The organism is Vibrio sp. D3 (genome assembly GCF_043995865.1).
Taxonomy (GTDB): domain Bacteria; phylum Pseudomonadota; class Gammaproteobacteria; order Enterobacterales; family Vibrionaceae; genus Vibrio; species Vibrio diabolicus.
Map to the genome: position 1 here is coordinate 3073276 of NZ_CP171887.1, position 23806 is coordinate 3097081.

The following is a 23806-nucleotide window of genomic DNA, read 5'->3' on the forward strand; positions in this document are numbered from 1 at the left end:
GAGTTTGTAATAACTTTACTAACTTTGCTTTGCAAAGGATACGTTCGCCAACAGGCGATCAGATCATGAGGGCATGGTCATGCTAAAAAAATTCAAACAAACACAAGACCAGTGGGGTGGCTCAAGTGATGTCATTGATCACTGGTTAGAGACACGACAATCCCTGATTGTTGAATATTGTAAGCTTGCAGCACTGCAACCTTGTTCGAAAACCAATGTTATTGAACTCCCATCTCCTTCCGAATTGCAGGATTTCTGTCAGCATCTCGTTGATTACATCTCCGAGGGCCATTTTAAAATCTATGACATGGTTATGGATCGCTGGAAAGCGACTGGCTTTGTCGTGACCAATGAAATCAATCAAACTTATGGTCAAATAGTCCTGACAACTGAACCACTATTGAACTTTAACGATAAGTACTCAGAAGTTACTGAAGATGATGAATTAGATGATTTCGATTCTGATATGTGTCTCATTGGCGAAATTCTTGAGACTCGATTTGAAGTCGAGGACTATCTGATACAGCAGATCGCAGAAAGTCTGTCTATGCCCCCAGGGGCTTAGTGTTTGCGAACATTCAGAGACTGAAGGATAGAAAAGACTGACGATCATCGTCGGTCTTTTTTGTTTCTAGCCTTATCACTATTACCTTCTCTAAGAACCCTCTCGAAGAAAAAGGCAGGATAAAAACTAAAAAGGCACCCGAAGGTGCCTTTTTTCTTAAGCTTCTAACGATTACTCGTTAAATGGCTTACTCTTCAGAAGAGAAACCAGCGTTTAGAAGTGCCGCTAGGTTGTCCGTTGCTTGCTCAGCAGAAGGACCATCTTGCGCTTCAGAACGTTTAGCTTGACGCTCTTGGTGGTATGCGAAACCAGTACCAGCTGGGATCAGACGACCAACAATTACGTTCTCTTTCAGACCACGTAGGTCATCACGCTTACCAGAAACCGCTGCTTCTGTTAGTACGCGAGTTGTCTCCTGGAACGATGCCGCAGAGATGAACGACTCAGTCGCTAGAGATGCTTTAGTGATACCTAGTAGTTCACGTTCGAAACGTGCAGGCTCTTTGCCTTCAGCTTCTAGGTTACGGTTAGCAATCTTAACTTGTGAGTACTCAATCTGCTCACCAGGTAGGAACTCAGAGTCACCAGAGTGAGTAATAGTACACTTACGTAGCATCTGACGAACGATAGTTTCAATGTGCTTATCGTTAATCTTAACGCCTTGTAGACGGTAAACTTCCTGTACTTCGTTAGCAATGTACTGCGTTACCGCGTGTACGCCACGTAGACGTAGGATGTCGTGTGGAGACTCTGGACCATCTGCGATCACGTCACCACGTTCAACTTTTTCACCTTCGAATACGTTCAACTGACGATGCTTAGGAATCATCTCTTCGTAAGCTTCACCGCTTTCACGTGTGATCACTAAGCGACGTTTACCTTTGGTCTCTTTACCGAAGCTCACAGTACCTGTGTGCTCAGCAAGGATTGCAGGCTCTTTCGGCTTACGTGCTTCAAATAGGTCAGCAACTCGTGGAAGACCACCGGTGATATCTTTGTTACCGCCAGACTTCTGAGGAATACGTGCTAGTGTCGCACCAACACCTACTGCTGCGCCATCTTCGATGTTTACAATCGCTTTACCAGGTAGGAAGTAGTGAGCTGGCATATCAGTACCAGGGATCATTACATCGTTACCTTGCTCGTCAACAAGTTTGATAGCTGGACGCATATCTTTACCTGCTGAAGGGCGAGCTGCTGGGTCAGTTACTTCGCTTGAAGATAGACCAGTTAGGTCATCAGTTTGACGAGATACTGTTACGCCGTCGATCATATCTACGAACTGGATGCGACCTGCTACCTCAGTAATGATAGGTAGTGTGTGCGCTTCCCAGTTTGCAACTGTTTCGCCAGCTTGAACTGTATCGCCATCGCCTTTGCTTAGTAGCGTACCGTAAGGCAGTTTGTGTTTCTCTTTCGTACGACCAAACTCATCAATAATAGTTAGCTCTGTCGCACGAGAAGTGATAACGATCTTACCGTCATCTGCTAGTACAGATTTAGCGTTGTGTAGCTTGATAGAACCGTTGTTCTTAACTTGAACACTGTTCTCTGCCGCTGCTGTCGATGCCGCACCACCGATGTGGAACGTACGCATGGTAAGCTGTGTACCTGGTTCACCGATAGACTGAGCAGCGATAACACCTACTGCTTCACCTTGGTTCACTAGGTGGCCACGTGCTAGGTCACGACCGTAACACTGTGCACAACAACCGAAGTCAGAATCACACGTTACTACAGAGCGCACTTTCATGCTGTCTACTGAGTTCTCTTCCATGATTTGACACCACTTCTCATCGATCAGGGTGTTACGTGGAATAAGAACGTCTTCAGTGCCAGGTTTTAGTACGTCTTCAGCAACAACACGACCAAGAGCAAGCTCAGAAAGTGCAACTTTAACATCACCACCCTCGATGTGAGGCATCATGTCGACACCTTCATGAGTGCCACAGTCATGTTCAGTTACAACAACGTCTTGAGCAACGTCTACTAGACGACGAGTTAGGTAACCCGAGTTCGCTGTTTTCAGTGCCGTATCCGCAAGACCCTTACGAGCACCGTGCGTTGAGATAAAGTACTGAAGTACGTTTAGACCTTCTTTAAAGTTCGCAGTGATCGGTGTCTCGATGATTGAGCCATCTGGACGTGCCATCAGACCACGCATACCCGCTAGCTGACGAATCTGAGCTGCAGAACCACGAGCGCCCGAGTCCGCCATCATGTAGATGCTGTTGAATGACTCTTGCTGTTCCTCTTCACCGTCACGGTTAACTACCGTTTCAGATGAAAGGTTTTCCATCATTGCTTTCGCAACACGGTCGTTGGTCGATGCCCAGATATCGATAACTTTGTTGTAGCGTTCGCCCGCAGTAACAAGACCTGATTGGTACTGTTCCTGGATTTCACGTACTTCTTCTTCCGCTTCTGCGATTTCAGTGTACTTAGCTGCTGGTACAACCATATCGTCGATACCAACAGATACACCAGAAAGTGCCGCGTATGCGAAACCGGTGTACATGATTTGGTCAGCGAAGATTACAGTGTCTTTCAGACCTAGTTTACGGTACGCCTCGTTAAGTAGGTTAGAGATTTGCTTCTTACCTAGCTTTTGGTTAACGATGCTGTACGGTAGACCAGCTGGCACGATTTGCCATAGCATTGCACGACCAACAGTGGTGTCTACCATCTTGGTTTCTGTAGTGCTGTTGCCGTCTTCGTCTACAACGGTTTCTGTAATACGTACTTTAACGCGTGCGTGAAGCTCAGCTTGTTTAGTGCGGTATGCTTTCTCAGCCTCTTCTGGGCCAGAAAGGTACATGCCTTCACCTTTCACGTTGATCTTTTCACGAGTCATGTAGTACAGACCCAATACAACGTCCTGAGAAGGTACGATGATCGGATCACCTGACGCTGGCGACAGAATGTTGTTTGTCGACATCATCAGAGTACGAGCTTCAAGCTGTGCCTCTAGAGTTAGAGGTACGTGAACCGCCATTTGGTCACCATCGAAGTCCGCGTTGTACGCCGCACATACAAGTGGGTGTAGCTGAATCGCTTTACCTTCGATTAGTACTGGTTCGAACGCCTGGATACCGAGACGGTGAAGTGTCGGTGCACGGTTCAATAGTACTGGGTGTTCACGGATTACTTCGTCTAGGATATCCCAAACGACCGCTTCTTCACGCTCTACCATTTTCTTAGCAGCTTTGATTGTAGTCGCAAGACCACGAGTCTCTAGCTTGCTGTAGATGAATGGTTTGAATAGCTCAAGTGCCATCTTCTTAGGAAGACCACACTGGTGTAGACGAAGGTATGGACCTACTGTGATTACAGAACGGCCAGAGTAGTCTACACGTTTACCTAGAAGGTTCTGACGGAAACGACCTTGTTTACCCTTGATCATATCAGCAAGAGATTTCAGAGGACGCTTGTTAGAACCTGTGATCGCACGACCACGACGACCGTTATCTAGTAGCGCATCAACAGACTCTTGCAGCATACGTTTTTCGTTACGTACGATGATGTCCGGAGCAGCTAGCTCTAGAAGACGCTTCAAACGGTTGTTACGGTTGATCACACGACGGTATAGATCGTTAAGATCAGAAGTCGCAAAGCGACCGCCATCTAGAGGTACTAGAGGACGTAGATCTGGCGGAAGTACTGGAAGTACTGTTAGGATCATCCACTCTGGGTTGTTACCCGATGCGATGAACGCTTCTACCAGCTTAAGACGCTTAGTTACTTTCTTACGCTTAGTTTCAGAGTTTGTTGTCTCTAACTCTTCACGCATTTGTTCTGCTTCAGCGTGCATATCCATAGAACCTAGTAGGTCCTTGATAGCTTCTGCACCCATCTTAGCAGTGAACTCGTCACCCCACTCTTCTAGACGATCTAGATACTCTTCTTCAGTAAGCATCTGACCTTTTTCTAGATCAGTCATACCTGGTTCTGTTACTACGTACATTTCGAAGTAAAGAACACGTTCGATATCACGTAGAGGGATATCCATCAGTAGACCGATACGAGACGGTAGCGATTTTAGGAACCAGATGTGAGCTACTGGTGAAGCCAGTTCAATGTGGCCCATACGGTCACGACGAACTTTAGTTTGTGTAACTTCTACACCACACTTCTCACAGATAACACCACGGTGCTTCAGGCGCTTGTACTTACCACAAAGACATTCGTAGTCTTTAACTGGACCAAAGATACGCGCACAGAACAGACCATCGCGTTCAGGTTTGAACGTACGATAGTTGATCGTTTCAGGTTTTTTAACTTCACCAAAAGACCATGAACGGATCATGTCTGGTGAAGATAGACCGATTTTGATTGCATCAAATTCTTCGGTCTTATGCTGTGCTTTTAGAAAGTTTAATAAGTCTTTCACAATCAGCTCCTGTAAGGAGTTAAAAGGAGCTCACTCGCTAAAGTGAGCACCTTCTTCCAAATAATCGCTTTGATTCTCTCGACTTTCATCAAGAGAGAAAGGATTACTCTTCGTCTTCTAGCTCGATGTTGATACCTAGCGAGCGGATCTCTTTCAACAGTACGTTGAACGATTCTGGCATGCCAGGTTCCATGCTGTGGTTACCGTCTACGATGTTCTTGTACATCTTAGTACGGCCGTTAACGTCATCCGACTTAACCGTTAGCATTTCTTGTAGCGTGTAAGCAGCACCGTATGCTTCTAGTGCCCATACTTCCATCTCACCGAAACGCTGACCACCGAACTGAGCTTTACCACCTAGTGGCTGCTGAGTTACTAGGCTGTACGAACCAGTTGAACGAGCGTGCATCTTGTCATCAACAAGGTGGTTCAGTTTCAGCATGTACATGTAACCAACAGTTACAGGACGCTCAAACGCATCACCTGTGCGACCATCAAATAGCGTTAGCTGACCTGATGTTGGTAGATCTGCTAGCTCAAGAAGTGCTTTGATTGACTCTTCTGGAGCACCATCAAATACAGGAGTCGCGATTGGTAGACCGCCACGCAAGTTCTTGATCAGAGTACGTACTTCATCATCAGATAGAGAAGCAATGTCTACTTTCTGGCGAGTGTCGCCTAGGTCGTAAACTTTTTGTAGGAACTCACGGAATTTCGCTAGTTCTTGCTGCTCTTTAACCATCTGGTTGATCTTGTCACCGATACCTTTCGCTGCCAGACCTAAGTGTACTTCTAGGATCTGACCGATGTTCATACGCGAAGGTACACCCAGTGGGTTAAGTACGATGTCTACAGGCTGACCTTTTTCATCGTATGGCATGTCTTCAACAGGGTTGATCTTAGAGATTACACCCTTGTTACCGTGACGACCCGCCATCTTATCACCAGGCTGAATGCGACGTTTAACCGCTAGGTAAACCTTAACGATCTTCAGTACGCCAGGTGCTAAATCATCACCTTGAGTGATCTTACGACGTTTAGTTTCGAACTTCTTATCGAAGTCAGCTTTTAGCTCGTCCCACTGCTCAGCAAGTTGCTCAAGCTGAGTTTGTAGTGCGTCATCTTCTAGCGTTAGCTCTAGCCACTTCTTACGATCAGTCGTGTCTAGTTTCGCTTCAGAGTAACCGCCTTCAATCAATACAGCTTTAACACGGTTTAGAAGGCCACCCTCAAGAATCTGGAATTCTTCAGTTAGGTCTTTCTTCGCTTCTTTAAGCTGCATCTGTTCGATTTCAAGCGCACGCTTGTCTTTCTCTACGCCATCGCGAGTGAAGACTTGAACATCGATGATCGTACCTGATACAGAGTTAGGTACACGTAGTGAAGTATCTTTAACATCAGATGCTTTTTCACCGAAGATAGCACGTAGTAGCTTCTCTTCAGGCGTTAGCTGAGTTTCACCTTTAGGTGTTACTTTACCAACTAGGATGTCGCCACCCTTAACTTCAGCACCGATGTAAACGATACCTGACTCGTCTAGTTTAGACAGAGCAGATTCACCTACGTTTGGAATATCAGCTGTGATCTCTTCAGAACCAAGCTTAGTATCACGCGCCACACAAGTAAGTTCTTGAATATGGATTGTCGTGAAGCGGTCTTCTTGAACTACGCGCTCAGATACTAAGATCGAGTCTTCGAAGTTGTAACCGTTCCAAGGCATGAACGCGATACGCATGTTTTGACCAAGCGCTAGCTCACCTAGGTCTGTCGAAGGACCATCAGCAAGCACGTCACCGCGTGATACAGGTTCACCTGGCATCACACATGGGCGTTGGTTAATACATGTGTTCTGGTTAGAACGTGTGTATTTAGTTAGGTTGTAGATATCGATACCAGCTTCACCTGGTACTAGCTCTTCTTCGTTTACTTTAACAACGATACGAGAAGCATCTACTGACTGGATTACACCACCACGTTTCGCAACTGCAGTTACACCTGAGTCAACGGCTACGTTACGTTCAATACCAGTACCAACAAGCGGTTTGTCAGCTTTCAGTGTCGGAACTGCCTGACGTTGCATGTTCGCACCCATCAATGCACGGTTCGCATCATCGTGTTCTAGGAACGGGATAAGCGATGCAGCGATAGATACAACCTGGTTTGTCGCAACGTCCATGTACTGAGCGTGCTCACGAGGGTGTAGTCCAGATTCACCTTTCTGACGAGCTGTGATCAGCTCATCTGCAAAAGTACCATCTTCGTTTAGCTTAGCGTTCGCCTGTGCGATAACGAATTGGCCTTCTTCGATTGCAGATAGGTAATCTACTTCGTCTGTTACTACGCCATCTACAACGCGACGGTATGGTGTCTCTAGGAAACCGTACTCGTTACAACGCGCAAACGCAGATAGAGAGTTGATCAGACCGATGTTTGGACCTTCAGGCGTTTCGATAGGACATAGACGACCATAGTGCGTTACGTGTACGTCACGTACTTCGAAGCCAGCACGTTCACGAGTTAGACCGCCAGGACCCAATGCAGAAATACGACGCTTGTGCGTTACTTCTGATAGCGGGTTGTTTTGGTCCATGAACTGTGAAAGCTGTGAAGAGCCAAAGAACTCTTTAACTGCCGCAGAAATTGGCTTCGCGTTGATCAAGTCTTGAGGCATGATTGCGTCAAGATCGCCTAGGCTTAGACGCTCTTTAACTGCACGCTCAACACGTACTAGACCTACACGGAACTGGTTCTCAGCCATTTCGCCTACAGAACGGATACGACGGTTGCCTAGGTGGTCGATATCGTCCACTTCGCCCTTACCGTTACGGATCGCGATCAGCTTCTTCATCACTTCGATGATATCAGTTTCATCAAGTGTGCCTTGCTCTTGAGCATCTTCACGGCCGATAGAGCTGTTGAACTTCATACGACCAACAGTCGATAGATCGTAACGCTCTTCAGAGAAGAATAGGCTTTCGAATAGAGCTTCTGCAGCTTCTTTTGTTGGCGGCTCACCAGGGCGCATCATGCGGTAGATTTCTACCAATGCAGAAATACGATCAACCGTGCTGTCGATACGTAGTGTTTCTGACATGAATGGACCGTGGTCTAGATCGTTCGTAAATAGAACTTCTAGCGCTTTGTGGCCAGCCTGAGATAGGTTCGCTAGTGCTTCCAGGCTGATTTCCTGGTTAGCGTTAACAATGATCTCGCCAGTTGCTTCATTGATGTAATCTTTTGATGCAACTTTACCTACGATGTACTCAACTGGTACTTCGATGTGATCAACACCATCTTTTTCTAATTGGCGGATATGACGAGCTGTTACGCGACGACCTTGCTCAACGTAAACTTTACCATTCGCTTCGATGTCGAATGACGCAGTTTCACCACGTAGACGATCTGGAACCAACTCCATCAATAGAGTTTGGTCTTTCACTTCGAAGTTCACTTTCTCGAAGAAGAGATCTAGGATTTCTTCTGTCGACTTACCTAGTGCACGAAGAATGATCGATGCTGGTAGCTTACGACGGCGGTCGATACGAACGTACAAGTTATCCTTAGGATCAAACTCGAAATCAAGCCATGAACCACGGTAAGGAATAACACGTGCGTTGTATAAAACTTTACCTGAAGAGTGGGTCTTACCCTTATCGCTGTCGAAGAACACGCCTGGGCTTCGGTGCAGCTGGGATACGATAACCCTCTCGGTACCGTTAATAACGAAGGTACCATTGTCTGTCATGAGTGGAATTTCACCCATGTAGACTTCTTGTTCTTTAATGTCTTTTACAGTACCTGCTGGCGCGTCTTTATCAAAGATAACTAGGCGTAGTTTTACACGTAGTGGCTTTGAGTAAGTTACACCGCGGATTTGACATTCTTTAACGTCAAAAACTGGCTCACCAAGACGGTAGCTAACGTATTGCAGCTCAGAATTGCCGTTGTAGCTCTGAATCGGGAATACAGAACGGAAAGCGGCTTCAAGACCGTATTGACCTTCAGGATCCTGTTCGATGAATTTGTCGAACGAATCGAGCTGGATCGATAGCAGGTATGGAATGTCCAAAACTTGTGGACGAGTACCAAAGTCCTTACGGATGCGCTTTTTCTCGGTATAAGAGTAAACCATGGGGTTCCTCAGCTCGCTGATAAGTGACCCAAACTGTCCGCCCGCTCCTAGTTACTTAAGGGGGGTAAGGGACAGTGACTAATATAGCTGTTTACTGTAGTGACATTTCATTTCGTAAGAATGAAATGTTTTTTGCATGGATATCAGGCGCTTAAACAGCGGGAAAATTCGCCTATACCCTACAGCGCAAAAAGGCCGGTGGTTAAAAAACCACCAGCCAATTAGCCGTTAGGCTAAGAAACTATGCAATAATTACTTAACAGCAACAGTTGCACCAGCTTCTTCTAGCTGAGCTTTAAGAGCTTCAGCTTCTGCTTTCTCAACACCTTCTTTAAGAGGTGCTGGAGCGCCGTCTACAAGAGCTTTAGCTTCTTTAAGACCTAGGCCAGTTGCGCCACGTACTGCTTTGATTACAGCAACTTTGTTACCGCCAGCAGCTTCTAGGATTACGTCGAATTCAGTTTGCTCAGCAGCAGCTTCGCCGCCAGCAGCGCCGCCAGCTACAACAGCAGCAGCAGCAGAAACACCGAATTTCTCTTCCATTGCTTCGATTAGTTCAACAACTTGCATTACAGACATTTCTGCAACTGCGTCTAGGATTTGCTCGTTAGTAATAGACATAACAATTCTCTTTTAAGTCAACAATAAGTTTATTAAGCAACCAGTAAAAAGCAAGGCTTATGCCGCTGCTTCTTGTTTTTGATCGCGGATAGCTGCGATAGTACGCGCCAGCTTGCCAGCCGAAGCTTCTTTCATGCACATCATTAGGCGTGCAATTGCTTCGTCGTAAGTTGGTAGTGTTGCTAGTACTTCAGCGTCAGTTAAAGCGCCTTCATAAGCAGCAGCTTTGATCTCGAAATCTTTGTTCTCTTTAGCGAAGTCTTTGAAAAGACGCGCTGCAGCACCTGGGTGCTCATTAGAGAATGCGATTAGTGTAGGACCAGTGAAAGTGTCAGTTAGACACTCGTACTCAGTACCTTCAACCGCACGACGAGCAAGAGTGTTACGAACAACTCTCATGTAAACGCCAGCTTCACGAGCTTGTTTACGTAGAGAAGTCATCGCGCCAACTTGAACGCCACGAGAATCAGCTACAACTGCAGAAAGTGCACCACTGGCAGCTTCGTTGACTTCAGCAACAATTGCTTTTTTGTCTTGAAGGTTTAAAGCCATCTTGGATTTACTCCTGGTTGTCGTTACACCACTCACTATCATCACGACAGTGAGAGCTATTGAGGTGCTTCCCCAGAAGAAAGTTAACTATATTACATAGAGCTTTCTGTCAGTTCGGGCACCATCTACGTAGGATAATTAAGTTTGCTTTTACACAAACACCTACGGTCTTGGACGGAGACTGGGTCTTAATTCATTTCGAACTAGGAGACAGTTCAAAGAACCAAAGTTCAGCCCCAACCACAAATATTAGGCGCAAAATTATACACTAATTTTGCGCCTAAGCAAATAAATTATGCTTGAGTGTTCAGGCTAGCCTGATCAACAGCAACACCAGCACCCATAGTAGTAGAGATGCTTACTTTCTTCAGGAAAGTACCTTTCGCTGAAGATGGCTTAGCTTTCTTCAGAGCAACTAGAAGTGCTTCTAGGTTCTCTTTGATCTGCTCAGCAGAGAAGTTTGCTTTACCGATAGTAGTGTGGATGATGCCGTTTTTGTCGTTACGGTAACGAACCTGACCAGCTTTAGCGTTTTTAACCGCTTCAGCAACGTTAGGAGTTACAGTACCAACTTTAGGGTTTGGCATAAGACCGCGAGGACCTAGGATAGTACCTAGTTGACCTACAACGCGCATTGCATCTGGAGAAGCAACAACTACGTCAAAGTTCATTTCGCCTTTCTTAACTTGCTCAGCAAGATCTTCCATACCTACGATGTCTGCGCCAGCTTCTTTAGCTGCTTCAGCGTTAGCACCTTGAGTGAACACTGCAACGCGGATTTCGCGGCCAGTACCGTGAGGTAGTACAGTTGCACCACGTACGTTCTGGTCAGATTTACGAGCATCAATGCCTAGGTTAACAGCAACGTCTACAGACTCAACGAATTTCGCAGTCGCTAGTTCTTGAAGAAGAGCTACAGCTTCGTTGATTTCGTATTCTTTAGTTACGTCAACTTTTTCGCGGATTACGCGCATGCGCTTAGTTAGTTTTGCCATCTTATTAACCCTCTACCACTAGGCCCATTGAACGAGCAGTACCAGCGATAGAACGCTTCATCGCTTCGATGTCAGCACCAGTCATATCAGCAGCTTTAGTTTCTGCGATTTCTTGGATTTGAGCGTCAGTTACAGTACCAACTTTTTCAGTGTTTGGACGACCTGAACCAGACTTAACGCCAGCAGCTTTCTTAAGAAGAACAGCAGCAGGTGGAGTCTTAGTTACGAACGTGAAAGAACGGTCGCTGTATACTGTGATAACTACTGGAGTTGGTAGACCTTTCTCAATAGATTCTGTTTTTGCGTTGAACGCTTTACAGAATTCCATGATGTTCACACCGTGTTGACCTAGTGCAGGACCTACTGGTGGACTAGGGTTAGCCATACCAGCAGCAACTTGTAGCTTGATGTAAGCTTCAACTTTCTTAGCCATGATAATTCCTAAGTTTGGGTACAAACGCTAATCGCGGATCAGCTCCCCGTTTGTGTAAGAAACTTTTTACTTCACTTGAAGTAAAAAGGCGCGAAATTATAGTCATAATCCGCGCCTTATACAACCCTAAAAAGGTGATTTTTTATACTCTTTAACGAAGAGTCTTAGTCCAGCTTTTCAACCTGACCAAATTCAAGCTCAACTGGTGTCGCACGACCAAAGATCGAGACAGACACTTTCAGGCGGCTCTTCTCGTAATCCACTTCTTCAACAGTACCGTTGAAGTCAGCAAATGGACCTTCGTTAACACGTACCACTTCACCCGCTTCGTACATTGTACGCGGACGAGGCGCTTCACTCGCTTTCTCAAGACGATTAAGAATCGCGTCAGCCTCTTTATCCGTGATAGGTGCCGGACGGTCTGAGGTACCACCAATGAAGCCCATGACACGCGGCACACTGCGTACTAGGTGCCATGATTCATCGTTCATAATCATCTGAACAAGGACGTAACCTGGGAAGAACTTACGCTCAGATTTGCGACGCTGACCCGCGCGCATTTCTACTACTTCTTCAGTAGGAACAAGTACTTCACCGAATAGCTCTTCCATGCCGTGCATTTTGATATGCTCGCGCAGAGATTGAGCTACACGACCTTCAAATCCAGAGAAGGCTTGAACCACATACCAGCGTTTTTTTGGAGCTTCACTCATGAATAAAAACCCTCTATACCCCAGTTGCTAGAGCTACTAGACGAACCATAATTCCGTCAATACCCCATAGCACTAGAGCCATTACAATACTTACAGCTAAAACGATCAGTGTTGTTTGCATGGTTTCTTGGCGAGTAGGCCAAACAACTTTACGTACTTCCATACGCGATTCTTTTGCAAAACTGATCGCTGCTTTACCTTTAGTCGTTGTTGCTGCAACGCCTAAGGCAGCTGCAATAAGAACAACAACGCCTGCAGCACGAACCACTACAGACATTTCACCATACAGGTAATTACCCACAACAGCGGCAGCTGCCAATACGAAAGCGGCTAACCACTTAAACGTATCTGCTGCGTTTGAGCTATCAGGAGTTTCAGCATTATTTGCTTTCATAAAACCAACCTGTTACAAGTCTTAATATAGACGACAACAACCCCGCTGTTGCAGGGCAAACTCCATATCGCTGAAAAAATCAGCGTACTCTTCTTAAGATTAAGCATCTTTGCTTAATCTTGCTCTGCGCCCAACCCACTTCTGAACAAGAAAACAGCAAAAATAATGTTGAGTGCAGAAAAAGGGCATCAAATGATGCCCTTTTTGCTACTGGTTCGTCAAATCTAATTCAAGATTTTCCGAAAGCATCGCTAATTCGCTATGAATTAGTCGAAGATCTTAGCAACAACACCAGCACCTACTGTACGGCCACCTTCACGGATCGCGAAACGTAGACCTTCGTCCATTGCGATTGGTGCGATTAGCTCAACAGTCATCTGTACGTTGTCACCTGGCATTACCATTTCTACGCCTTCTGGTAGCTGGATGTCACCAGTTACGTCAGTTGTACGGAAGTAGAACTGTGGACGGTAGCCTTTGAAGAATGGAGTGTGACGACCACCTTCATCTTTAGACAGTACGTATACTTCTGATTCGAACTTAGTGTGTGGGGTGATTGAACCAGGCTTAGCTAGTACTTGACCACGTTCAACTTCGTCACGCTTAGTACCACGTAGAAGTGCACCAACGTTCTCACCTGCACGGCCTTCGTCTAGAAGCTTACGGAACATCTCTACACCAGTACATGTTGTAGTAGTTGTTTCCTTGATACCTACGATAGCAACTTCGTCACCTACAGTTAGGATACCACGCTCGATACGACCAGTTACTACTGTACCACGACCTTGGATTGAGAATACGTCTTCGATAGGCATTAGGAATGGCTGATCTACCGCACGCTCTGGCTCAGGGATGTAAGTATCTAGAGCTTCAGCTAGTTCAACGATTTTCGCTTCCCACTGCTCTTCGCCGTTTAGTGCGCCTAGTGCAGAACCTTGGATAACTGGTAGGTCATCACCAGGGAAATCGTATTCAGATAGAAGTTCACGAACTTCCATTTCTACTAGTTCTAGTAGCTCTTCATCGTCAACCATGTCACATTTGTTCATGAATACGATGATGTATGGGATACCAACCTGACGGCCTAGTAGGATGTGCTCACGAGTTTGTGGCATTGGGCCATCTGTCGCAGCAACAACTAGGATACCACCGTCCATCTGTGCAGCACCAGTGATCATGTTTTTAACGTAGTCCGCGTGTCCTGGACAGTCAACGTGTGCGTAGTGACGAGTTGGAGTGTCGTACTCAACGTGAGAAGTTGCGATTGTGATACCGCGCTCACGCTCTTCTGGAGCGTTATCGATAGATGCGAAGTCTTTAGCTACACCGCCGTAAACTTTAGCAAGAGTAGTACAGATAGCTGCAGTTAGAGTTGTTTTACCGTGGTCAACGTGGCCGATAGTACCAACGTTAACGTGCGGTTTCGTACGTTCAAATTTTTCTTTAGACATGAGTGGTCCCTCTAGGTACGGATTTAGGTGGCCCAAATTGACCACGCAACCAAAAAAGATAATTGGTAAATCTAATATCAAAAGGAAATAAACTTGAGAGCTGGTGCTGATAGGCAGACTCGAACTGCCGACCTCATCCTTACCAAGGATGCGCTCTACCACCTGAGCTATATCAGCACTCAAATTAGAGTGGAGCGGGCAGCGGGAATCGAACCCGCATCATCAGCTTGGAAGGCTGAGGTAATAGCCATTATACGATGCCCGCAACACGTAACTCTGAGAGCTATTTCCTAAAGAATATGGTGGAGGGGGACGGATTCGAACCATCGAAGGCAGTGCCGGCAGATTTACAGTCTGCTCCCTTTGGCCACTCGGGAACCCCTCCAAATTTTCAAGCCATTCAGACTACTAAAGGAAAGAATGGTGCCGACTACCGGAATCGAACTGGTGACCTACTGATTACAAGTCAGTTGCTCTACCTACTGAGCTAAGTCGGCATAAGTGGTGCGCATTCTATTGAATGATTTTCGAGGTTGCAATAGTAATTTTAAAAAAAATCATAAAATTCGATTTTTTAGATTCGTTTGCTGCAAATTCGTACAAACTTGGCTTTTTTAAAGTAAACTTCGACCTTTGTCGTTTGCTTTGAAGTTCGCTTGATGTATGTTCTTGCTTCTACTAAACCAAGGATAAAAGAGACCCATGAGTCCATTTTTGTCATTTGACCGTGCAAACTGGGCCGAGTTAAGAAACTCTGTACCGATGACACTTTCTGAAGACGACTTGACTGCGCTTCAGGGCATTAATGAAAACCTAACCATGGAGGAAGCGGTAGAAATCTACCTTCCTTTGTCTCGTCTTTTGAATCTGTACGTCCAAGCCCGTCAAAGCCGCAACTCTGTATTACAACAATTCTTGAATACGGAAGAACATGCCCCTCCTTTTGTGATTGGTATCGCCGGCAGTGTCGCTGTAGGCAAAAGTACGACAGCTCGTATTCTGACCGCATTGCTTTCTCGTTGGGAGAATCATCCCAAAGTGTCCTTGGTCACTACAGATGGCTTTCTATATCCGAAAAAGGTACTAGAAGAACGCGGTATCATGCATCGTAAAGGGTTTCCTGAGTCCTATGATATCAAACGTTTAGTTGAGTTTATGTCTGACGTTAAAGCGGGTAAGCCGGATCTTGAAGTACCTATTTACTCCCACATCACGTATGACATTACGGACGAACTAAGAAAAGTTGATAGACCGGATGTTCTTATCATTGAAGGTTTAAACGTTCTACAAAGTGGAATGGATTATCCGCATGATCCACATCGCGTCTTTGTCTCTGATTTTTTGGATTTTTCGATCTATGTCGATGCTGAAACAGAGACAATTGAACAGTGGTATGTGGAACGATTTTTAAAGTTTCGCCAAGGGGCTTTTACTAAACCCGGTTCTTATTTTAGTCACTACACGCAACTGTCAGTCGATGAAGCAAAGCAAAAAGCGAAACAAATTTGGCATGATATTAATGGGCTCAACTTGGAGCTAAATATTCTTCCCACCCGAGAAAGAGCCCATTTGATTCTACACAAAGGCGTCAACCACTTGGTTGATAAGGTGTCTTTGCGAAAGTAATTGAACGTCAATCGCTTTTACGCAACGAGATTTCGCCACCAATGTAAGTCTCTAGCCCTTGCGAGGTTTCGAGTAATATCCCGCCTTGATGATCGATGCCGCGTACGACGCCGTGCACCTCTCTAGGTCCGATGAGCAGCTTGACTTGACGATTGAGAAAGTTATCTAATCGATTCCAACGTTCGACAAAGCTGGTAAGTCCTTTCAGTTCATACTCGATAAGTGCGGAATTCCAATGCTTGATAAGCGTCGTCGCTAGGACATTTCTATCGATCACGAGACTCTCGTTTGCCTGATTCAATGTTGTCCATGGTTGATCAATCTCAGGTTGCGCATCAGGCATTCCAATATTGAGCCCCATCCCAATCACAAGATGAGCAGCACCACCGGCCTGCCCTGACATCTCCACTAAGATTCCTGCCAGTTTTTTATCTTGATAATACAGGTCATTTGGCCACTTGAGCTTAACGCCTTGTATGCCCATTTCTTCTAGTGCTTCCACTGCGGCAATACCAATAACAAGGCTTAAGCCCATTGCTGCGGCCATTCCCGCATCTAATCGCCAGTACATGGATAGGTATAAGTTAGAGCCAAATGGAGAGATCCATTGTCTACCGCGGCGACCACGTCCTTGTGCTTGATACTCAGCTATACAAACACGGCCCTTTTCTGACTCTGCGACTCTATCAAGCAAATACTGGTTGGTTGAGTCAATCACAGGAACAAGCTCAATAAGTGACTCCGCACTAGCAGTAAGGAGAGCTTCATCTAGCAACTGCAATGGTGATGCCAACTGGTAACCGCGCCCTTGCACTCGATAAATATCAATGCCCCACTCACTAAGACCTTTAATATGCTTAGCTATTGCCGCTCTGGATACATTCAGGGCTTCGCCCAGCGCCTCTCCAGAATGAAACTCGCCGTTACTTAATGACTTTAAGATATGAAGTTTCGTAGAGTGATCTTTTCTCATCTTAACGCCTCGATCTGAGCCAGGTTGGTTTCCCCGGTACGGTTCAGAAATCGAACTTCATGCTCAAGTTCTATTCGGTATTTATCCCACACTGCCTGCTTCACTAGGGAAGCAAGTGCGACAACATCATCGGCACTGCAGTTGTCCATGTTGGTCAAAACCAAGGCTTGCATAGGGTTGACCTGTGCACCATGCACAGACTTCCCCTTTAATCCGCACTGATCAATCAGCCAACCAGCCGCGACTTTCATTCCGCCAGGAGTTGGATAGGCCACGATATTAGTATGTTGCTTCATGAGCCGATCATAATGATCTTGAGTGATCACCGGGTTTTTAAAGAAACTCCCTGCGTTACCTACTTTGGCTGGATCCGGCAGTTTCTCCGTTCGCACTTGGCAAACTCGCTCGAAGATTGTTGCTGGGCTAAGTTGTTCTTCCGGAATATCTTTTAAAGGACCATATTGATTAATCGGTTGCCATTGCTTAGCCAACTTAAGCCCTAATGCGGTAATAAAGCACTTTTCATGCAAAGCGTGTTTAAAAATGGAGTCTCGGTAGCCAAAGTCACAGTCTCTGGCGCTCATTCTTCTATTTTCAAACGTAGTTAGATCAAGAACATCCACGTAGTCACAAATGTCTTTTAGCTCTAGCCCATAGGCTCCAATGTTTTGAATAGGAGCCGAGCCTGCACAGCCAGGGATCAGGGCTAGGTTTTCTAACCCACCAATTCCCTGACTCACACACCAGGAAACCAACTCAGGCCAGTCTTCACCACCTGCAATATGCAACAGGTATTGGTCATCCGTTTCCGTCACATGTTTACCCATGATTCGATTAACGATCACTAACCCGTCAAAATGCTCAGTGAAAAGAACATTACTTCCTTTACCTAAAAAAAGTTTCGGTAAATGGGTGAATCTCGGGTCTTGAAATAGTTGGGTAACCTCCTCGAGCGACTCGATGGTCGCTAAATAGGAACACGACTGTTCAATCCCAAAAGTATGGTAAGCCTTAAGGCTTGCATTTGTTTTAATTTGCATAGTAGGTTTGCAACGTCAGATAAGATTCTCTTAAACTGTCGACATTCTACATTAGTTATCTTTTAACCGCAGTGACAATACCTGACTCATTAATCATAGAAGTGTTAAATCCTATCAAGCTCCCTCTCATTAAGAGGTTGTACAAAGCGCATTACCCTTCGGGTCGAGCCAAAAAGGATGAACTGATCATTACAGCGAGCCATAAAGGTGAAATCGTTGCGTTACTACGCTTAAAAACCGTAGATAGATCTCGATTGCTGACGGGAATGCTGGTCATTCCAACACTTAGGGGAACTGGCATTGGAAAAGAACTACTAACTCATTGTAAAAACAATGTTTTCACTGATGGCGATTATTGCTTCGCGTTTACACATCTCGAATCCTATTATTCCAAGCATGGATTCAAAACCATTGATTGCTCTGAGCTACCACACCCGTTAAAAATGGCATTTCAACGCTATGTAGATAGCGGTAAAGATCTCATTCCAATGCAATTCATCTCTTCAACGACATCAAAACGCGCGCTTTTGTAGCCAGGTAAATCATATCTTTGATAAAATGGCAGGTTCGCAATATTGCACTAAACTAAGGTACTCATACCGATATGATAGTAAGTAGGAATCCATTCGAACAGTTGCCAAGTCTCGCTGTCAATCCGGAAGACTTTGATGTTCTGTATTCAGCAGAATCATTCAGGACTCGTCTTTTGGATGCAATCAGCAAAGCAACGTCGCGAATTTACCTAGTCGCTCTATATCTGGAAGATGATGAAGCTGGACGTGAAATTCTCACTGCGCTTTATGAAGCGAAACAGCGCAATCCTGGGTTGGACATCAATATCTGTGTCGACTGGCATCGGGCGCAGCGTGGCCTTATTGGTGCTGAAACATCTGAGGGTAATTCTGCGCTTTACAAAGCGTATGCCAATAAGTACCAACACCCGATCCCTGTCTATGGTATACCTGTGCGTGGCAGAGAGGTTTTTGGGGTACTGCATTTAAAAGGCTTCATTGTCGATGATACTGTCATCTACAGTGGGGCAAGCTTAAATAACGTTTACCTGCACTATCACGAACGCTATCGCTTTGATCGTTACCATGTGATTCGACATGAGTCTTTAGCTAATTCAATGGTGCAATTCATTCAGGAAGAGATGATTGCTCACCCAGCTGTCAATGATCTTGCTGGAAAAGATAAGCCAGAAACCAAAGAAATTAAGTCGGCGATTCGTCAACTGAGAGCTTCACTTGCTCAAGCTAATTATCAGTTTGAAGACCAACCTGCAACAGAGGAAAGTGTAAAAATCACCCCACTAGTTGGTCTAGGCAAACGCCGCAATCTGCTCAATCAACAGATTGTAAAGTTACTAGCGGCCGCCCAAAACGAAATCTTTATCTGTACGCCTTACTTTAACTTCCCTAAAGCGCTGCATCGTGAAGTGAAGCGAGCCATGAAACGCGGTGTGAAAGTAACTATTGTTGTGGGCGACAAGACAGCAAACGACTTTTATATTGCCCCTGAGGAAGACTTTAAAACCATTGGCGGACTTCCATATCTGTATGAAGTAAACCTACGCCGCTTTGCGAAAGCAAATGAAGCGAATATCGCTGCGCGTAAACTGTCAATTCACCTCTGGAAGCATGACAATAATAGCTTCCATCTCAAAGGCATTTGGGTTGATAAACGCTATATGCTACTGACGGGGAATAACTTAAATCCTCGGGCTTGGTCACTTGATCTAGAAAATGGACTTCTCATCCAAGACAATTATGCGAAACTCACTGAGAAGTTCGAAGATGAAGTTTCGCGTATCCTTGAGCATACCCATCTTATCTGTACTTATAAACAGTTAGAAAAAGTGGAAGATTATCCGATAGGGGTGCAGCGGTTGGTAAGAAAAATAACCCGCCTAAAAGCAGATGGGGTTTTAAAACGCATCCTATAAGCATAATTAACTTCAAAGCTCAGCATTTTCATGCTGGGCTTTTTTATTATTCCTAGATCCAACAGCTTAATACTCTATTAGACCTCTGTTAGTAGACTTCAGTAAATAAACTTGCGAGACACAACTGAACCCAAAACGCAACAACCTGGAATCTAGAAAGGTAATACATTCGTAAGTGGCTAGGTGCTTAATAACTCAGCCTTCCGCTCTTACTCTTTCCCACACTACACTAGTGAATAACCTTTCTAACACGTAATAAAGGGGAGCTTTAATGAGTCAGCATAGGGGATAAAAACTAGCGCTCGAAACTGCAGAAACCACACAGAACTGCGCATCAACTCGTTCATGACAGGGCTTAGAAAGCATAGCGAGAGAGGAGCCTGCCTCTCGATGCAAGGTTTCAATATGGAAATGCGGTTAAGGTAAGTCGGGGAACCAAAACGAAAAAAGCCCCAGTCTTTCGACTGAGGCTTAATATAAGTGGCGGAGTGGACGGGACTCGAACCCGCGACCCCCGGCGTGACAGGCCGGTATTCTAACCAACTGAACTACCACTCCGCAGTGGTATCACCCGCTTGTAATTAGCAAGTGTCCAAAATTTAAAGCCTGGCGATGTCCTACTCTCACATGGGGAAGCCCCACACTACCATCGGCGCTATTTCGTTTCACTTCTGAGTTCGGCATGGAAATCAGGTGGGTCCAAAACGCTATGGTCGCCAAGCAAATTCTTTAATTCGGAAAGCTGTTTCTTAATTCTCGTTCTTACACATTCAATGTTCTTTCATTGAGTCCATCAAAACCCCTTGGGTGTTGTATGGTTAAGCCTCACGGGCAATTAGTACAGGTTAGCTCAACGCCTCACAACGCTTACACACCCTGCCTATCAACGTCGTAGTCTACGACAACCCTTTAGGATACTTAAAGTATCAGGGAGAACTCATCTCAAGGCTCGCTTCCCGCTTAGATGCTTTCAGCGGTTATCGATCCCGAACTTAGCTACCGGGCAATGCGTCTGGCGACACAACCCGAACACCAGAGGTTCGTCCACTCCGGTCCTCTCGTACTAGGAGCAGCCCCTTTCAATTCTCCAACGCCCACGGCAGATAGGGACCGAACTGTCTCACGACGTTCTAAACCCAGCTCGCGTACCACTTTAAATGGCGAACAGCCATACCCTTGGGACCGACTTCAGCCCCAGGATGTGATGAGCCGACATCGAGGTGCCAAACACCGCCGTCGATATGAACTCTTGGGCGGTATCAGCCTGTTATCCCCGGAGTACCTTTTATCCGTTGAGCGATGGCCCTTCCATTCAGAACCACCGGATCACTATGACCTGCTTTCGCACCTGCTCGAATTGTCATTCTCGCAGTCAAGCGGGCTTATGCCATTGCACTAACCTCACGATGTCCAACCGTGATTAGCCCACCTTCGTGCTCCTCCGTTACGCTTTGGGAGGAGACCGCCCCAGTCAAACTACCCACCAGGCACTGTCCGCAACCCCGATGAGGGGTCGACGTTAGAACATCAACACTACAAGGGTGGTATTTCAAGGACGGCTCCACGCAATCTAGCGACTGCGCTTCAAAGCCTCCCACCTATCCTACACATGTAGGGTCAATGTTCAGTGCCAAGCTGTAGTAAAGGTTCACGGGGTCTTTCCGTCTAGCCGCGGGTACACTGCATCTTCACAGCGATTTCAATTTCACTGAGTCTCGGGTGGAGACAGCGTGGCCATCATTACGCCATTCGTGCAGGTCGGAACTTACCCGACAAGGAATTTCGCTACCTTAGGACCGTTATAGTTACGGCCGCCGTTTACCGGGGCTTCGATCAAGAGCTTCGACCGAAGTCTAACCCCATCAATTAACCTTCCGGCACCGGGCAGGCGTCACACCGTATACGTCATCTTGCGATTTTGCACAGTGCTGTGTTTTTAATAAACAGTTGCAGCCACCTGGTATCTGCGACTCTCAATAGCTCCATCCGCGAGGGACTTCACCGTCGAGAGCGTACCTTCTCCCGAAGTTACGGTACCATTTTGCCTAGTTCCTTCACCCGAGTTCTCTCAAGCGCCTTGGTATTCTCTACCCGACCACCTGTGTCGGTTTGGGGTACGATTCCTTACAATCTGAAGCTTAGAGGCTTTTCCTGGAAGCATGGCATCAATGACTTCACATCCGTAGATGCTCGACGTCGTGTCTCAGCCTTAAAGAGAGCCGGATTTACCTAACTCTCAAGCCTACGCACTTGAACCTGGACAACCGTCGCCAGGCCCACCTAGCCTTCTCCGTCCCCCCATCGCAATTGTAAGAAGTACGGGAATATTAACCCGTTTCCCATCGACTACGCCTTTCGGCCTCGCCTTAGGGGTCGACTTACCCTGCCCCGATTAACGTTGGACAGGAACCCTTGGTCTTCCGGCGAGGAGGTTTTTCACCCCCTTTATCGTTACTCATGTCAGCATTCGCACTTCTGATACGTCCAGCATGCGTTACCACACACCTTCAACCGCTTACAGAACGCTCCCCTACCCAATACTCAAAGAGTATTGCCGCAGCTTCGGTTTACTACTTAGCCCCGTTACATCTTCCGCGCAGGCCGACTCGACCAGTGAGCTATTACGCTTTCTTTAAATGATGGCTGCTTCTAAGCCAACATCCTGGCTGTCTGAGCCTTCCCACATCGTTTCCCACTTAGTAGTAATTTGGGACCTTAGCTGGCGGTCTGGGTTGTTTCCCTCTCCACGACGGACGTTAGCACCCGCCGTGTGTCTCCCGGATAGTACTTACTGGTATTCGGAGTTTGCAAAGGGTTGGTAAGTCGGGATGACCCCCTAGCCTTAACAGTGCTCTACCCCCAGTAGTATTCGTCCGAGGCGCTACCTAAATAGCTTTCGGGGAGAACCAGCTATCTCCAGGTTTGATTGGCCTTTCACCCCTAGCCACAAGTCATCCGCTAATTTTTCAACATTAGTCGGTTCGGTCCTCCAGTTGATGTTACTCAACCTTCAACCTGCCCATGGCTAGATCACCTGGTTTCGGGTCTATATCCAGAGACTGAACGCCCAGTTAAGACTCGGTTTCCCTACGGCTCCCCTAGATGGTTAACCTTGCCACTGAATATAAGTCGCTGACCCATTATACAAAAGGTACGCAGTCACAGGACAAAGCCTGCTCCTACTGCTTGTACGTACACGGTTTCAGGTTCTATTTCACTCCCCTCACAGGGGTTCTTTTCGCCTTTCCCTCACGGTACTGGTTCACTATCGGTCAGTCAGTAGTATTTAGCCTTGGAGGATGGTCCCCCCATATTCAGACAGGATATCACGTGTCCCGCCCTACTCGATTTCACTGAATATGCGTCGTCAGTTACGGGGCTATCACCCTGTATCGCCAAGCTTTCCAGCTTGTTCACCTGACGCCTATAAAGCTTAAGGGCTAGTCCAATTTCGCTCGCCGCTACTTTCGGAATCTCGGTTGATTTCTTTTCCTCGGGGTACTTAGATGTTTCAGTTCCCCCGGTTCGCCTCGTTATGCTATGTATTCACATAACGATACTTACTTATGTAAGTGGGTGGTTCCCCATTCGGAAATCCCAGACTCAAGTGGTTTTTACTACCTAATCTGGGCTTATCGCAAGTTAATACGTCCTTCATCGCCTCTGACTGCCAAGGCATCCACCGTGTACGCTTAGTCACTTAACCATACAACCCGAAGGAGTTTCGAGTTGATAATCAAATCACCAAAGTTGTCTCTCATTATTTGAATGAGCGAGAGACATATCGATTTTGCCGGACTCAAATTCCAAGAACACTTGAATGTGTTTTTAGTTGTATTCATAAATGAATACTTTGAGAACTTTACAAACAACAATAAATTGTTGTTTTGTCAGCTTTCCAAATTGTTAAAGAGCAATAATAGCTCGAAGCTTTCGCTTCAAAACCATCAATCTGTGTGAACACTCATCGCAATAA

Annotated in this window: 15 protein-coding genes, 5 tRNA genes and 2 rRNA genes; 4 read left to right on the plus strand and 18 right to left on the minus strand. The window is 46.1% G+C overall.

Features of this window, described 5'->3' with window-relative positions:
* Positions 1 to 73 precede the first annotated feature (73 nt).
* Positions 74 to 565, plus strand: a complete 492-nt coding sequence (locus tag ACHFJ9_RS22245) for an Rsd/AlgQ family anti-sigma factor (protein ID WP_031780615.1) — start codon at positions 74 to 76, stop codon at positions 563 to 565.
* 187 nt (positions 566 to 752) lie between these two features.
* Here the strand turns inward: ACHFJ9_RS22245 and rpoC are convergent, their stop codons facing one another.
* From rpoC to ACHFJ9_RS22310, 13 genes are all read right to left on the minus strand, one after another.
* Entirely contained in the window at positions 753 to 4955 is a 4203-nt protein-coding gene (gene rpoC, locus ACHFJ9_RS22250; RefSeq protein WP_005397277.1) for a DNA-directed RNA polymerase subunit beta', read from the minus strand.
* Between the two features lie 103 nt (positions 4956 to 5058).
* Positions 5059 to 9087 (minus strand): DNA-directed RNA polymerase subunit beta, encoded by a 4029-nt coding sequence (gene rpoB, locus ACHFJ9_RS22255; protein WP_005397275.1) that lies wholly within the window; start codon positions 9085 to 9087, stop codon positions 5059 to 5061.
* A 252-nt stretch (positions 9088 to 9339) separates the two neighbouring features.
* The gene (rplL, locus tag ACHFJ9_RS22260; protein WP_005397273.1) at positions 9340 to 9708 is read right to left on the minus strand and encodes a 50S ribosomal protein L7/L12; all 369 of its coding nucleotides are present in this window, start codon (positions 9706 to 9708) and stop codon (positions 9340 to 9342) included.
* A gap of 57 nt (positions 9709 to 9765) precedes the next feature.
* Positions 9766 to 10260, minus strand: coding sequence for a 50S ribosomal protein L10 (gene rplJ / locus ACHFJ9_RS22265; protein ID WP_005397270.1), 495 nt, complete (start codon positions 10258 to 10260; stop codon positions 9766 to 9768).
* Positions 10261 to 10553: 293 nt separating this feature from the next.
* On the minus strand, positions 10554 to 11255 hold the full coding sequence (gene rplA / locus ACHFJ9_RS22270) for a 50S ribosomal protein L1 (RefSeq protein WP_005384683.1): 702 nt from the start codon (positions 11253 to 11255) through the stop codon (positions 10554 to 10556).
* A 4-nt stretch (positions 11256 to 11259) separates the two neighbouring features.
* Positions 11260 to 11688, minus strand: a complete 429-nt coding sequence (rplK, locus tag ACHFJ9_RS22275) for a 50S ribosomal protein L11 (RefSeq protein WP_005384682.1) — start codon at positions 11686 to 11688, stop codon at positions 11260 to 11262.
* 164 nt (positions 11689 to 11852) lie between these two features.
* Positions 11853 to 12401, minus strand: coding sequence for a transcription termination/antitermination protein NusG (nusG, locus tag ACHFJ9_RS22280; RefSeq protein WP_005384681.1), 549 nt, complete (start codon positions 12399 to 12401; stop codon positions 11853 to 11855).
* 13 nt (positions 12402 to 12414) lie between these two features.
* Positions 12415 to 12795, minus strand: coding sequence for a preprotein translocase subunit SecE (gene secE / locus ACHFJ9_RS22285; RefSeq protein ID WP_005397258.1), 381 nt, complete (start codon positions 12793 to 12795; stop codon positions 12415 to 12417).
* 266 nt (positions 12796 to 13061) lie between these two features.
* Complete coding sequence (gene tuf, locus ACHFJ9_RS22290) at positions 13062 to 14246, minus strand: elongation factor Tu (RefSeq protein WP_012841309.1); 1185 nt, start codon at positions 14244 to 14246, stop codon at positions 13062 to 13064.
* Between the two features lie 101 nt (positions 14247 to 14347).
* Positions 14348 to 14423, minus strand: a tRNA-Thr gene (locus ACHFJ9_RS22295).
* Positions 14424 to 14436: 13 nt separating this feature from the next.
* Positions 14437 to 14511 (minus strand) — tRNA-Gly (locus ACHFJ9_RS22300).
* Positions 14512 to 14546: 35 nt separating this feature from the next.
* Positions 14547 to 14631: transfer RNA gene (locus tag ACHFJ9_RS22305), tRNA-Tyr, on the minus strand.
* A gap of 36 nt (positions 14632 to 14667) precedes the next feature.
* Positions 14668 to 14743: transfer RNA gene (locus ACHFJ9_RS22310), tRNA-Thr, on the minus strand.
* Between the two features lie 205 nt (positions 14744 to 14948).
* Between ACHFJ9_RS22310 and coaA the strand changes: the two genes are divergently transcribed.
* Positions 14949 to 15872, plus strand: coding sequence for a type I pantothenate kinase (coaA, locus tag ACHFJ9_RS22315; RefSeq protein ID WP_005398335.1), 924 nt, complete (start codon positions 14949 to 14951; stop codon positions 15870 to 15872).
* Between the two features lie 7 nt (positions 15873 to 15879).
* Here coaA and birA read toward each other — a convergent pair whose 3' ends face one another.
* Together birA and murB are read right to left on the minus strand one after the other, a co-directional pair.
* Entirely contained in the window at positions 15880 to 16845 is a 966-nt protein-coding gene (gene birA, locus ACHFJ9_RS22320; RefSeq protein ID WP_139059419.1) for a bifunctional biotin--[acetyl-CoA-carboxylase] ligase/biotin operon repressor BirA, read from the minus strand.
* Positions 16842 to 17885 carry a UDP-N-acetylmuramate dehydrogenase gene (gene murB / locus ACHFJ9_RS22325; RefSeq protein WP_256899914.1) on the minus strand — a complete coding sequence of 348 codons (1044 nt, stop codon included), beginning with the start codon at positions 17883 to 17885 and terminating at the stop codon, positions 16842 to 16844. The genes birA and murB overlap by 4 nt, the downstream gene beginning before the upstream one ends.
* 101 nt (positions 17886 to 17986) lie before the next feature.
* Here murB and ACHFJ9_RS22330 point away from each other — a divergent pair, with 101 nt between their 5' ends.
* Together ACHFJ9_RS22330 and pssA are read left to right on the plus strand one after the other, a co-directional pair.
* Positions 17987 to 18418 (plus strand): GNAT family N-acetyltransferase, encoded by a 432-nt coding sequence (locus tag ACHFJ9_RS22330; RefSeq protein WP_031780708.1) that lies wholly within the window; start codon positions 17987 to 17989, stop codon positions 18416 to 18418.
* 71 nt (positions 18419 to 18489) lie between these two features.
* Positions 18490 to 19830, plus strand: coding sequence for a CDP-diacylglycerol--serine O-phosphatidyltransferase (pssA, locus tag ACHFJ9_RS22335; protein WP_046874695.1), 1341 nt, complete (start codon positions 18490 to 18492; stop codon positions 19828 to 19830).
* Positions 19831 to 20311: 481 nt separating this feature from the next.
* Here the strand turns inward: pssA and ACHFJ9_RS22340 are convergent.
* From ACHFJ9_RS22340 to ACHFJ9_RS22350, 3 genes are all read right to left on the minus strand, one after another.
* Positions 20312 to 20388 (minus strand) — tRNA-Asp (locus ACHFJ9_RS22340).
* Positions 20389 to 20434: 46 nt separating this feature from the next.
* A 5S ribosomal RNA gene (gene rrf / locus ACHFJ9_RS22345) occupies positions 20435 to 20551 on the minus strand.
* A 93-nt stretch (positions 20552 to 20644) separates the two neighbouring features.
* Positions 20645 to 23536, minus strand: a 23S ribosomal RNA gene (locus ACHFJ9_RS22350).
* Positions 23537 to 23806: the final 270 nt, after the last annotated feature.